We start from the raw sequence: 12651 nt of genomic DNA on the forward strand, positions 1-12651 counted from the left end.
AGTCACTGATAGATGATGGCGGTCGATGTGGCCGTCGAGGTCTCTTCGAAGACGCGATCGAGAGGCCGGAATTCCGAAAAGTCCCAGTGCCGTCCGGGCGCCGCCAGCATCAGCGAGCGCGTGTAGGAATGTTCCGGCGAGCCCAGCACGCGCTCGGCCGGGCCATATTCCACGACCACGCCTTTCTGCATCACCATCACCTCGTCACAGATCTGGGCGGCGACACGTAGATCGTGGGTAATGAACAGCACGGCGATGCCGAGCCGGCGCTGAAGGTCGTCGAGCAGCTCGAGCACCTGGGCCTGGACCGAGACATCCAGCGCCGAGACCGCTTCGTCGGCGACCAGCACGTCGGGCTCCATCGCCAGCGCCCGCGCAATGGCGATACGCTGACGCTGTCCGCCGGAAAACTGATGGGGGTAGCGGTCCAGTGCATCTTTCGGCAACCCCACCAGCGCCAGCAGTTCGGCGGCTTTCGCCAGCGCCTCTTCCCGAGACGTACCGTAATTGACCGGACCTTCGACCAGACTGGTGGCAATCTTCAGACGCGGGTTGAGCGAGCGGAAGGGATCCTGAAAGATCATCTGGATACGCTTGCGATGGGGCTTCAGCGCTGCTCTCCCCAGGCTGGCAATATCCTTGCCCATGACCCTCACGCCCCCGCCGGTCGGCTCGATCATGCGCATCACGCAACGCGCGACGGTGGACTTGCCGGAGCCGCTCTCGCCAACGATGCCCAGCGTCCGCCCGCGCGTCAGGGCGAAGTCGATATCGCTGGCCGCGAGCGTCTGCGACGTCGCCTTGCCGGTCCAGCGCGCCCAGGCCGAGCGCTCGCCATAACGTTTCTCGAGTTCGATCGCCTCCAGCACGATTTCGCGGTCGGTCACGGCGCGTGCCGCTCTCGGCCGCAGACTCGGCACCGCCGTCAGCAGCTGGCGGGTATAATCCGTCCTGGGCCGTCGCAACAGCTCTTCGATGGGTTGCGTCTCCACGACCTCGCCATGGCGCATCACGCAGACACGGTCCGCGATATCGGCCACGACCCCCATGTCGTGCGTGATGAACAGCACCGAGGTGCCATGGCGCTCCTGCAACGCCTTGATCAGCTTGAGAATCTGCTTCTGCGTAGTGACGTCCAGAGCCGTCGTGGGCTCGTCGGCAATCAGCAGCTTGGGTTCGAGAATCAAGGCCATGGCGATCATGATGCGCTGACGCTGGCCGCCGGAGAGTTGGTGTGGCCAGCTGTCGAAGACACGTTCGATATCCGGCAACTGGACCTGGTCGAGCATCTCGAGCACGCGTTCGCGCCGCTGCGCCGAAGAGAGACCTTTCTGGTGCATGATCAGCACCTCTTCGATCTGTTCCCCGACCCGCATCAACGGATTGAGCGCGGTCATCGGCTCCTGGAAGATCATCGCCATGCGGCTGGCCCGCAGGTCCCGCAGCCGCGTCGAGGAAACCTCGAGCAGCGAATCGCCCTCCAGTTCGATGCGCCCGCCGGTCGCTTTCAAGCTGCCTTTGGGCAGCAAGCCCATCACCGCCAGCGAAGTCACCGATTTGCCGGAGCCGGACTCCCCCACCAGGCAGAGCGTCTCGCCCGGCGCGATCGCGAAATCGATACCCTTGAGGATGGGCTTGGCAGGCGACGATTGCGTCGCGACCTGGAGCCCTCGGATATCCAGCACCAGCGCTGATGCGGATCCTGAATGAATGACGTCGTCGCTCATTGCGCAGCTCCTCGCTTCTGCAGCCTGGGGTCGAGACGGTCACGCGCGGCATCGCCAAGCAGATTGATCGAGAGAATGCAGATCGACAACACGATACCCGGCCAGAAGATCAACGATGGCTTGATCAGGAAGTAGGTTCGGCCCTCCGCCATGATGTTGCCCCAGGTCGGCGTTTCGGTACCGAGGCCGGCGCCCAGGAAGGAGAGAATGGCTTCGGTCAGAATGGCCGAGGCGCAGATGTAGGTGCTCATGACGATCAACGGGGCCAGCGTATTGGGCATCAGATGTCGCCACATGACCGTGGGAAGGCTGCTTCCCAGCGATACGGCTGCCTCGACGTAGGGTTCTTCCCGCGCCGACAGCACCACCGAACGGACCAGACGCACGATCCGGGGAATTTCCGGAATGGTGATCGCGGCCATGACCGTCCACAGGTTGGCGCTGATCAGGGAGACGATGGCGATTGCCAGCAGCACGCTCGGAATCGCCATCAGACCATCCATGACTCGCATGATCACCGCATCCAGGCCGCGAAAGAAACCCGCGAGTATGCCGAGCGGCAGGCCGACGACGACGCTGATCAGCGCGCTGCCGATACCCACGATCAAGGAAATCCTGGCACCATAGAGCACTCTCGACAGCAGATCCCGGCCATAGGCATCGCTGCCCAGCCAGTAGGTATCGCTGGGTGGCTTCAGACGATCGGCCGGTGACATGTCGAGCGGATCGTGAGGCGCCAGCCAGGGTGCCAGAATGGCGATGATCACGATCGACGCCAGGCAGATGGCAGCGACGATCACCGCCCATCCTGGACGATGATGGCCTGGCCATAATCGCCATCGACGCTGTGGCGATATCGCTGCGGGGGAGTCGGGGGATGACAGGTTCATTGGTAGCGAATCCTCGGGTCAAGCAGCGCATAGGAGAGGTCGATGGCCAGGTTGATCAGCACGTAGACCCCGCTCGTCACCAGGATCAGTCCCTGAATCACCGGATAGTCACGCGACAGGATTGCATCGACAGTCAACCGCCCCAGTCCCGGAATGTTGAACACACTCTCGGTCACCACCACGCCGGTGATCATCAACGCGAAACCGGTACCGATCACCTCCAGAATCGGCACGCCGGCGTTGCGCAGCGCGTGCTTGAACAGGACCCGCTTCTCGCTGGCGCCCTTGGCGTGCGCAGTACGGATATAGTCTTCACCCAGCACGTCGAGCATGCTGGCGCGGGTCATGCGCGCAATCAGCGCGATATAGATCGTCGACAGCATCAGCGCCGGGAGAATCGCATGCTGGATGAAAGGTCCGAAGCCATCCTGAGAAATTCGCTTGAAGCCCTGGACCGGCAACCAGCCGAGATCGATGGCGAAGATCTTGATCAGGATGTAGCCGGTCACGAACACCGGTACCGAGAACCCCAGCACCGACAGGGACATGATCGCGTTATCGATCAGGCTGCCGTGTTTCCAGGCCGCGATGACGCCCATCGGCACTGCCACGACTACCGACAGCGCGATGCTCAATAGCGCCAGGCTGACGGTCGGCTCGAGACGCTGCGCCATCAATTGCGTCACCGGAAGATTCGACATCAACGACGTGCCGAAATCGCCGCGCAGCAGCTCGCCGGACCAGTGGAAAAACTGAATATAGATGGGCTGATTCAGCCCCAGGGTTTCGCGGATGCGATCCAGTTGCTCCGGCGTAGCCATATCGCCGGCAATGATCGCAGCGGGGTCACCCGGCGAGAGTCGCAGCAGCAGAAAGACGAACAGCGCGACCACCACCATCACCGGTACTGCCGCCAATGTCCGACGCAGACAGTAGCTGAACATGAGCGTACTCCGTTGCAGTTCGCAGCAGGAACGGGACGCGACGACAGTCGCGCCCCGCCTCGATCACTCGGACTTGGTGATGTTCCAGAACACCGGCACCGGCGAATGCAGAATGCCGGAGAGATCGTTATTCCAGGCTGCGGGGATCGAGTACTCGCCCAGCGGGATATAGGTCACCTGTTCGAAGGCATGCTGCTGAATGCGCTCGGCAATCGCCTTGCGGTCATCGTCACTGGTGGCCTTGGCGAACTCGTTGCGCATCGACTCGAGTTCGGCGTCGTCCGGCCAGCCGAACCAGCCGCCGTCCTTGCCGCGACCGTTGAGCATCGGGTTGACCAGCGGATTCCATACCTCGGGGATATACCAGTTGGTAAAGAACATGTTCCAGCCGCCTTCCGACGGTGGCTGCTGGCTGGCGCGACGCGTCACCAGCGTCTGCCAGTCCATCGGCTGCAGATCGACCGTGAACCCGGCCTGGCGCAGCAACTGCGCGGCGATCACCGGCTGCGGGCTGACCGTGGGCGCATCGGTCGGCTGCATCATCACGACAGGCGTACCGTCGTAGCCAGCCTCCTCCAGCAGCTTCTTGGCCGCCTCGGTCCCGCCACCGGTCGCCAGCGAATCCGGCGCGCCGGCATCGGTCGCCAGCGGCGTCTGACAGCCATACATCGAGTCACAGGTGGAATAGAACTCCGGATTGCCGACCAGCGAAGCCAGGACGTCTTCCTGATCCATGGCCATCAGCGCCGCTTGCCGGATCTTGGGATCGTCGAAGGGAGGGTAGAGGAAATTGAAGCGACCGATGGTCTGGCTACCCAGCTCGTTGATCTTCTCGATAGTCAGATCAGGATTGGCCTGCAGCACTGGCAGCAGATCGACGGAGGGCGATTCGAGGAAATCGATCTCGCCGGAATTGAGAGCGTTGAGCGCGGTCTGGGCATCACTCATGTTGATCCATTCGACTCGATCGACGTTGACCACCTTGCCGCCGGCGGTCCAGCTGGCCGGCTCCTTACGTGGCACGTAGTCTTCGAATTTCTCATAGACGACCCGGTTACCGGGATCGTACTCGTCGGCAACGAACTTGAACGGCCCCGAGCCAATCTGATCTTCCACCGTCAGCGTCTCGTCGGGAGATTTGCTCGCGATACGCGCCGGCATCACGAACAGCGGCACCGACGAAGGCTTCGCCATCAGCTCGAGCACATAGGCAAACGGCGACGATAGCGTCAGCGTCATGGTCTGTGGATCGGTGGCCTCGACGCTGGCGACATGGTCCATCAGCATCTGGCCGCCGCCATCCCGCGCGGCCCAGCGCTTGAACGAGGCCACCGCGTCGCTGGCGGTCACTTCCCCGCCGTCATGCCACTTCAAGCCATCGCGCAGAGTAAAGGTGTAGGTCATGCCATCGTCGGAGACCGACCAGTCCGCCATCTGCGGCTGTGGCTGGAACTGGTCGTCCATGCCCAGCAGCGTATCCCAGATCATGTAGCCGTGATCGCGGGTGATATGCGCGGTAGTAGTGATGGGATCGAGCACCCGCAGGCCTGAATGCATGACAGCCCGAAGGGTACTGGCCTCCGCTGGAGCCGCAGCCAGCGACGAGATCGCACCGCAAGTGGAGAGAAGTGCCATCATCGCCATGCCACCCAGAAGACGGCGGCGCGCCATGGAGAAACGACGCGATAAGGGAGTCGCCATGAGAAACCTCGTTGTCGATCTTATGATTGTCGTTGGCGATACGGTCGGACGCGTTTGTTGTTGTTACTCCACGAGCAGGATCGCCCGACCCATGCCGCTCCTCTCCGAGAGTAGATCGCTTAGGGAGGAAAACAATACTTTCGTCGACAGGTTTGTGTTGCTTGAAAAGCAACACTCAAAGCATGCTTTGTCACTCTGACCTTTCGGAATCGTCTCCGTGGCCAATGACAACGACAAGTTCCCGACACACCTGAACAGCCGCTGGCTCTATTACCTTTCGCAGGCGCTCGACGCAGGCTCGATTCGCACGGCATCGGACCGTCTGGATGTCGAACCTTCCGTCATCAGCCGCCAGATCCGGCAGCTCGAACAGGCGCTCGGCCTGACGTTGGTCGAGCGTCACGGTCGCGGTGTGCGCGCCACCGAGGCCGGCGACATTCTGCTCGACTTCTACCGGGAACGAGACGTCGCCGAGCAGACGCTGTTCGGACAGCTAGCCGAGCTGGACGGCCTTCAGCGCGGCCACATCAGCCTGTCGATTAGCGAGGGGTACAGCGACCGACTGATGAGCGGCGTGATGAACGACTTCTGCGCCCGCCATCCGCAGTTGACCATCGAAATGAACCTGGCCAGCGTCAACGACGTGGTGCGCCAGGTCTACGAGAGCCAGGCACACATCGGCATTGCCTATGCGCCCCGGCTGATTGCCGGTATCGAATCGGTCGCCGCCGTCCGTCAGCCCCTCTGCGCCATCGTTCACCCCCAGCATCCGCTCACCCGGTTGCCCCAGCCGCTCGCTCTGGACGCCATACTCGAATGGCCCCTGGGCCTGGTGGGTCACGGCTACGGTATCCGGCAACTGATCGATGCCGTGGAGGTCCTGAGCAAGCGCCATTTCCATGCCAGCCTGGTCAGCAACTCCCTGGCGACACTGAAGCAGTACGTCAGTTCCGGCAACGGCGTGACCTTCATCGGCAGTGTGGCGCTATTGCACGAATTGCGACGCGGCCAACTGGTGGCGCTGGAAATCGATCATCCGGTGTTCCGGGAGGCCGAGTCCCACGTCATCGTGCGCCGCCAGCGGCCGCTCTCGCCGGCAGCCAAGCAGCTGCTAAGAGAGATCGTGACGCTTTGGCCCTTCGGTGAACGACGACGGGTGGAGTAGCAGCAGCGAGACGGCCGGTCAACACCGCGGCGTCGGGAACGCCATGACCTCGGCAAGGAATTCCTTGCCCAGCGCCAGCTGGATCAGGCGGTCGACACCCAGCGCCACTCCGCTGCCGGCGGGCAGGCCGTGCTCGAGCGCGGCAACCAGCCGGCGGTCGACATCGACGGCCGGCTTGCCCAGGGCGGTACGTTGCCGATTGTCCGCGGCGAAACGCGAGGCCTGTTCCGCGGCATCGGTCAGCTCGTCGTAGCCGTTGGCGAGTTCGAGGCCGTGGAGATAGACCTCGAAGCGCGCGGCGACTTCGACCCCATCCTCGGGGTCGATCCGCTTGCGTGCCAGCGCCGCCTGGGAGGCGGGATAGTCGATCACCACATCGATGCCCTCGCCTCCCAGCGTCGGCTCGATGACCAGACTCATCAGCAGGTCGAGGCAGCCGTCGCGGTCGGCATCGTCCATCGACAGTGCGCCGATCTCACCGGCGCGTCGGCGCAAGTCCGACAGCGGCGATTGAAAAGGATCGACATCGAGATGATCACGCATGAGGTCCCGATAGCGGCGCCGACGCAGCGGACCGGGATCGCCGGGCAGCACCGTTCGGATCAGCGCCTCGCACTCCTCGATCAGCTCGGCCAGCGAGAAGCCGGGGCGGTACCACTCGAGCATGGTGAACTCGACATTGTGGCGCCGCCCCACCTCGCCGTCACGGAAGCTGCGGGCGAGCTGGAAGATCGGCCCGCTGCCCGCCGCCAGCAGCCGCTTCATGTGGAATTCGGGCGATGTCTGCAACCACAGGCGTTCGCGACCCGCTGGCGTCGTCGCCTCGAGCGAGAGCGAATCGAGATGCGGATCGGTGCTGCCGGCGTGGCCGAGAACCGGCGTCTCCACCTCGAGCACGTCTCGGGCCGTGAAGAAGGCGCGAATCGTCGCCAGCAGCCGCGCCCGCTGGCGCAGCGTCTCGATCGTCGCGGCGGGCGGCCAGTGGTCTGGCCGAGGCGTATTCGTCACGAGTGATAGACCTGGCTGCGGCCACCGTCGATCAGGATATCGGTGGCGTTGATGAATCGCGCTTCGTCACTGGCCAGGAACAGCGCGGTATTGGCGACTTCGTCGGCGTCACCCAGCCGCTTGCAGGGCAGCAGCTCGATCTGCCGCTGGCGCTCCCGCTCGTCGCACTGCGCCAGCCAGGCCTCGGCAGCGGGCGTGCGAATCAGTCCCGGCGATACCGAGTTGACCCGGATGCCGCGATCCGCGTACTCGATGCCGAGCGAGCGTGTCAGCCCGATCAGGCCGTGCTTGGCAATGGGATAGGGAAAAGCGCCGGGAATGATCTTGTGGCCATGAACCGAGGCGATATTGACGATATGGCCATATCCGGCCGTCAACATGCCGGGCAACAGGGCCTGGATCATGTGCCACGCGCCCTCCAGATTGATCGCCAGGCAGCGCCGCCAATCCGATTCCGGCAACGACAGCGGATCGCCGAACACGTTGACGCCGGCCGAGTTGACCAGGATATCGATACGTCCGGCCATGGCGAGCGCCTGCTCGACGGCAGAAGCGACGCTGACGGCATCGGCCACATCGGCTTCGACTCCGAAACAGCGCGTCTCGAACCGCGCATCGAGCCTTGTCGACTCGCGCGCCAGCCCCTCCGCATCGCGGTCCAGCATCACGACATCGGCGCCTTCCGCGAGAAAACGCGCGACCGTCGCCAATCCGATGCCGCTGGCACCGCCGGTGACCAACGCCTTGCGCCCCGTCAATCTGGCCATTCCCTGCCTCCCGTTCACGATCCGGCAAACCATCCAGAAAACGATCTAGCAAACATAATGCGATCGGCGAACGGCAGTCGATGTCGTCCCGGCCATCTCGGACCGTTACTTTAACGAAGAAAGGTCACTTTAACGAAGAAAGCCACGCGCGGGCGTGGCTTTCGAAGAAGCAATATCGAGGTTCTTCCGCGAACGCCGTGTTCTCTCCGAGCGCTCGCAGGAAGAACTTCTCAAGCTCGGGAGACGTACTCGCCGGAGCGTGTATCCACCTTCAGAATCTCGCCGCGGTTGATGAACAAGGGCACGCGCACCACGGCGCCCGAGGAGAGCGTCGCCGGCTTGGAGCCACCCTGGGCGGTGTCGCCCTTGAGGCCCGGGTCGGTCTCGATCACTTCGAGCTCGAGGAAGTTGGGCGGTGACACGGAGATGGCGTTATCGTTCCAGAGCGTTACCGTGTAGACCGCCTGTTCCTTGAGCCACTTCTCGACATCGCCAATGGCCTTCTTGTCGACCGCATACTGCTCGAAGGAGCCATCGGTCTTCATGAAGTGCCACATGTCGCCGTCGGTGTAGACATATTCCATGTCCAGATCCATCACGTCGGCGCCTTCCAGCGACTCGCCGGACTTGAACGTGCGCTCCCAGACCCGGCCGGTGTTCAGGTTGCGCAACTTGACGCGACTGAAAGCCTGGCCTTTACCCGGCTTGACGAATTCGTTCTCGAGAATGTTGCACGGGTCGCCATCCAGCATGACTTTCAGGCCGCCCTTGAATTCGTTGGTAGAATAGTTCGCCATGATTCCTCACTAGTAACCGTTCGCGGGCCGTCCGCGACGAAAAACCCCATTTCCGCGCGATGCCTGACAGCATGCGCTCTGATGTCGAGTGGCCAGCATGATAACCCGAACCCCGATCGCTGTGCATTGCGAAGAGGCCGTCCCCGAAGCGCCGGGATTCGATACCCCGCCGGGCGACTGGCAGCAGCAACTGCGCGAGGTGATCCGCGACCCCGCCGCGCTCTGCCGCCACCTGGGACTGGATCCCGAGCGAGTGTCGGCGGCCACACGCGGCCATGAACTGTTCCCCGTGCGCGTGCCGCTGGCCTATCTCTCGCGTATTCGACGCGGTGACCCCGACGACCCTCTGCTGCGTCAGGTGCTACCCCTGCGCGCCGAGGGCCACGCCGTGCAGGGCTTCATCGACGATCCGCTGGAAGAGCGCGACCACACGCCGAAGCCGGGACTGATTCACAAGTATCCGGGGCGAGCACTGCTGATTGCCAGCCCCACCTGCGCGATCAATTGCCGCTACTGCTTCCGCCGGCACTTCCCTTACGCCGACAATGCCCCGTCGATGCGCGAATGGGATCGAACGCTGGATTATCTGCGCGAAGACACGTCGATCCAGGAAGCGATCCTCTCCGGCGGCGACCCTCTCGCCTCGCCGGACCGCCGATTGGCGGTACTCGTCGAACGGCTGGACGCGATCCCCCACCTCAAGCGGCTGCGCATTCACACTCGCCTGCCGGTGGTGATCCCGGATCGAGTCGACGACGCGCTGCTCGAATGGCTCGAGGGCACGCGGTTGCAGACAGTGGTCGTCCTGCACATCAATCATGCTCAGGAAATCGACGAGGCCGTGGTCACGGCGTGCGCGCGACTCAAGACCGCAGGTGTCACCCTGCTCAATCAGAGCGTGCTGCTACGTGGGGTCAACGACGACGCAAAGACACTGGCGGCGCTTTCAGAGCGCCTGTTCGAAGCGGGTATCCTGCCCTATTACCTGCACGTGCTCGACCCGGTATCGGGCGCCGCCCATTTCGACGTGCCCGACGCCGAGGCGCGCCGGCTGGTGGAGACATTGCGTCAGCGTCTCGCCGGTTTCCTGATGCCCCGGCTGGTGCGCGAAGTCCCCGGCGAGCAGAGCAAGACCCCGCTGTGACACTTGTTCGCCATCCAGCCCTCGCTCGGCTCCCCTCAGGTTGTCGTGTCAGACGCGCGGCTGCCGACCCGCATCTGACGATAGTCTCGCCAGCCGCGAAGGGTCAGATACGCCAACGGACCGGCGGAGCCAAAACAGAAGGTGATGACATAGAACACCAGCAGGTAACCGATACCATGACCACGCCGGCGCGCATCGAAGAACATCCAGGTCGCGATCATGAGCAGCGCCAGATAGACATCGAACACTACCAGCGCGGTGGTCGGCCGACGCATCAGATCACCGGCGAACTGGCCCAGCGTCTGATCACTGGTCGCTATCGCGAAGATGGTGTATCCCATGAAGACGATCAGCGTCACGAATGGCACGAGAAAACGTAGCATCGACAATCCCCTTTGATAGTTCGGTAAATGGGAGAGGGCACTCATCCCGTGAGTGGCAGCTTCACATGAACGCTCAACCCGCTGGCGACCGGCAGCGACGTCTCCTCGAGCCGAATGTCGCCTCCCAGTCTTTCGACCAGTTCCTGGACGATCGACAACCCGAGGCCCGACCCGCTGGTACGCTGCCCCGCCAGACGCACGAAGCGCTCGAAGACCCGCTCCCGTTCGGCGACCGGAATCCCCGGGCCGCTGTCGGCGATCTCGATCTGCAGCCTTCCCTCGACAGACGACATTTGCAAGCAGACCTCGCCCCCTTCCGGGGTGTAACGAAGCGCATTGTCCAGCAGATTGCGCAGCAGCACGTAAAGGCCGTTTTCATCGCTGAGAATGCTCGAAGCGGCCGGTATCTGCTGGGTGAAGCGAATGTCTCGGCGATCGACCAGCGGCTGCATGTCCCGCAGCAACTCGCGACCCAGCCGGGTCAGATCCACTGTCTGGCGGTTCCGGCCCTCGCCACTTTCGAGGCGGGAAAGCGTCAGCAGCTGCTCGACGACGCGGGTCATTCGATCGACACCGTCGATGATCGAGCGGGCGCCGCGCTGGGAGCGCGCTTCGGTGGTATCACCCAACAGATTCTGGGCATGGACCTTGATCGCCGCCAGCGGCGTGCGCAGCTCATGGGCGGCATTGGCGGTGAAGCGACGCTCCTTTTCCAGCGTTTCGGCCAGACGCCCGAACAGGCCATTGAGCGCGACGACCATGCCGCGAATTTCATCCGGCGCCTGACTGCCATCGATGGGCTCCAGATAGCTCGGCCGACGCGCGGTGATCTGGCGGCTGATTCGCAGCAGTGGGGAAAAGCCCCGTGCGACGACAAAGGGGATCACCAACGCGATCAGCAGAACGCCAATCACCGGCGGCATCAGATTGCGCAGTGCAATCTGCCAGGTCAGCTCGTCGCGCACGTCATCGCGCTGCGCGGCGCTGGCCCAGACGCCGTGAACCTCGTCATAAAGCGTGAACGTCCGCCAGTCGTGACCGCCACCTTCGGCCTGCGCATAACCCGGCGCCGGAATCATCGTCTCCAGCACCCCTGGCGTTCTCATGCCCAGCAGGGCGTGGCCATTATCATCCCATATCTGAAATCCGAGCTTCTTTTCATAAGGGTGACCCAATGGCGTCGGCGCATCGGTCGGGTTATCCGGCACCATGACTGGCTCGATCTGCAGATCGCGGATCATCTGTTCGGGGTCGCGGCCCTGGTCGCCGCGATACTCGAAGTAGAGCGCGACCATCGTCCGCGTGGTCTGCGCCAGTTCCGCATCGAACAGCTCGTTGATCTGGTCGCGCGTGTCGTGATAGCTCCATAGCGCCGCGATCGAGGTGATCAGCGTCACCGAAATCAGCAGAACGCGCCTGAGATAGCGACGGATCGAGATCAACCCGCCACTCCCAGCCGGTAGCCGACGTTCCGCACGGTCGTCACGACCTCGCTGCCGAACTTGCGCCGCAGATGATGGACGTGAACCTCGATGACGTTGCTCTCGACTTCAGCATCCCAGCCGTAAAGCACTTCGACCAGTTGGTCGCGGGTGAACACCTGTCCGGGGTGCGTCATCAGATACGCCAGCAGATCGTGCTCGCGACGCCCCAGCGCCACCACCGTCTGATCGAAGCGTATCTCGTGCGCTGCCGGATCCAGCGTCAGCCGGCCACAGCTGACCTGCGGCGAAGCCCGGCCCGCGCTGCGTCGTACCAGCGCCCGCAGGCGCGCCAGCAGTTCGCCGTTATCGAACGGTTTGATCAGATAGTCGTCGGCGCCACTGTCGAGCCCGCGAATCCGATTGACGACATCGTCTCGCGCCGTCAGCACCAGCACGGGTATTTGACTCTGCGCCTCTCGCAGCTGTTTCAACACCTCGAAGCCGTCGATGTCCGGCAGCCCCAGGTCCAGAATCAGGGCGTCGAAGGTGGAGCCTTCGAGCGCCTCGCAGACACCGCGGCCCTCCATGAGCCACTCAGGCACCATCTGCTCGCGCCGCAGCACGTCGACGACCCCTTCTCCCAGCAACGGATCGTCCTCAACCAGCATTACCCTCATGGCACTCTCTCTTGTGACACGCTC

Annotated in this window: 12 protein-coding genes; 2 read left to right on the top strand and 10 right to left on the bottom strand. The window is 63.2% G+C overall.

Annotated features, from left to right (window positions below; genetic code table 11):
• Positions 1 to 2 precede the first annotated feature (2 nt).
• From BTW07_RS09745 to BTW07_RS09760, 4 genes are all read right to left on the bottom strand, one after another.
• On the bottom strand, positions 3 to 1727 hold the full coding sequence (locus BTW07_RS09745) for an ABC transporter ATP-binding protein (protein ID WP_075569980.1): 1725 nt from the start codon (positions 1725 to 1727) through the stop codon (positions 3 to 5).
• Entirely contained in the window at positions 1724 to 2527 is an 804-nt protein-coding gene (locus BTW07_RS09750) for an ABC transporter permease (RefSeq protein WP_198651260.1), read from the bottom strand. The genes BTW07_RS09745 and BTW07_RS09750 overlap by 4 nt, the downstream gene beginning before the upstream one ends.
• Positions 2528 to 2613: 86 nt before the next feature.
• Positions 2614 to 3561: an ABC transporter permease gene (locus BTW07_RS09755; RefSeq protein WP_075569982.1), complete on the bottom strand. Its 948-nt coding sequence runs from the start codon at positions 3559 to 3561 to the stop codon at positions 2614 to 2616.
• Between the two features lie 63 nt (positions 3562 to 3624).
• Positions 3625 to 5262 (bottom strand): ABC transporter substrate-binding protein, encoded by a 1638-nt coding sequence (locus tag BTW07_RS09760; RefSeq protein WP_208605396.1) that lies wholly within the window; start codon positions 5260 to 5262, stop codon positions 3625 to 3627.
• A gap of 217 nt (positions 5263 to 5479) precedes the next feature.
• Here BTW07_RS09760 and BTW07_RS09770 point away from each other — a divergent pair, with 217 nt between their 5' ends.
• Positions 5480 to 6427, top strand: a complete 948-nt coding sequence (locus BTW07_RS09770) for a LysR family transcriptional regulator (RefSeq protein WP_083941734.1) — start codon at positions 5480 to 5482, stop codon at positions 6425 to 6427.
• A gap of 18 nt (positions 6428 to 6445) precedes the next feature.
• Here the strand turns inward: BTW07_RS09770 and epmA are convergent, their stop codons facing one another.
• From epmA to efp, 3 genes are all read right to left on the bottom strand, one after another.
• The gene (epmA, locus tag BTW07_RS09775) at positions 6446 to 7435 is read right to left on the bottom strand and encodes an EF-P lysine aminoacylase EpmA (RefSeq protein ID WP_075569984.1); all 990 of its coding nucleotides are present in this window, start codon (positions 7433 to 7435) and stop codon (positions 6446 to 6448) included.
• A complete protein-coding gene (locus BTW07_RS09780; protein WP_075569985.1) occupies positions 7432 to 8202 on the bottom strand; it encodes an SDR family oxidoreductase in 771 nt (256 codons plus the stop codon). The genes epmA and BTW07_RS09780 overlap by 4 nt, the downstream gene beginning before the upstream one ends.
• Positions 8203 to 8432: 230 nt before the next feature.
• Complete coding sequence (efp, locus tag BTW07_RS09785; protein ID WP_075569986.1) at positions 8433 to 8999, bottom strand: elongation factor P; 567 nt, start codon at positions 8997 to 8999, stop codon at positions 8433 to 8435.
• A gap of 97 nt (positions 9000 to 9096) precedes the next feature.
• Between efp and epmB the strand changes: the two genes are divergently transcribed.
• Entirely contained in the window at positions 9097 to 10143 is a 1047-nt protein-coding gene (gene epmB / locus BTW07_RS09790) for an EF-P beta-lysylation protein EpmB (RefSeq protein WP_083941736.1), read from the top strand.
• 35 nt (positions 10144 to 10178) lie between these two features.
• Here epmB and BTW07_RS09795 read toward each other — a convergent pair whose 3' ends face one another.
• From BTW07_RS09795 to BTW07_RS09805, 3 genes are read right to left on the bottom strand one after another with little or no spacing between them, the layout of a single operon-like run.
• Complete coding sequence (locus BTW07_RS09795; protein WP_075569987.1) at positions 10179 to 10526, bottom strand: DUF2834 domain-containing protein; 348 nt, start codon at positions 10524 to 10526, stop codon at positions 10179 to 10181.
• A 41-nt stretch (positions 10527 to 10567) separates the two neighbouring features.
• Positions 10568 to 11968 (bottom strand): ATP-binding protein, encoded by a 1401-nt coding sequence (locus BTW07_RS09800; RefSeq protein WP_075569988.1) that lies wholly within the window; start codon positions 11966 to 11968, stop codon positions 10568 to 10570.
• Complete coding sequence (locus tag BTW07_RS09805) at positions 11965 to 12627, bottom strand: response regulator transcription factor (RefSeq protein ID WP_075569989.1); 663 nt, start codon at positions 12625 to 12627, stop codon at positions 11965 to 11967. Before BTW07_RS09805 ends, BTW07_RS09800 begins: the two co-directional genes overlap by 4 nt.
• Between the last annotated feature and the right edge of the window lie 24 nt (positions 12628 to 12651).

It is taken from the genome of Salinicola socius (assembly GCF_001937195.1).
Taxonomy (GTDB): Bacteria; Pseudomonadota; Gammaproteobacteria; order Pseudomonadales; family Halomonadaceae; genus Salinicola; species Salinicola socius.

Excerpts from the sequence above, each read along its gene's own strand:
- efp (WP_075569986.1), bottom strand. The coding sequence starts at position 8,999 with ATGGCGAACTATTCTACCAACGAATTCAAGGGCGGCCTGAAAGTCATG.
- epmB (WP_083941736.1), top strand. The coding sequence starts at position 9,097 with ATGATAACCCGAACCCCGATCGCTGTGCATTGCGAAGAGGCCGTCCCC.
- BTW07_RS09805 (WP_075569989.1), bottom strand. The coding sequence starts at position 12,627 with ATGAGGGTAATGCTGGTTGAGGACGATCCGTTGCTGGGAGAAGGGGTC.
- BTW07_RS09760 (WP_208605396.1), bottom strand. The coding sequence starts at position 5,262 with ATGGCGACTCCCTTATCGCGTCGTTTCTCCATGGCGCGCCGCCGTCTT.
- BTW07_RS09780 (WP_075569985.1), bottom strand. The coding sequence starts at position 8,202 with ATGGCCAGATTGACGGGGCGCAAGGCGTTGGTCACCGGCGGTGCCAGC.
- BTW07_RS09755 (WP_075569982.1), bottom strand. The coding sequence starts at position 3,561 with ATGTTCAGCTACTGTCTGCGTCGGACATTGGCGGCAGTACCGGTGATG.
- BTW07_RS09745 (WP_075569980.1), bottom strand. The coding sequence starts at position 1,727 with ATGAGCGACGACGTCATTCATTCAGGATCCGCATCAGCGCTGGTGCTG.
- BTW07_RS09795 (WP_075569987.1), bottom strand. The coding sequence starts at position 10,526 with ATGCTACGTTTTCTCGTGCCATTCGTGACGCTGATCGTCTTCATGGGA.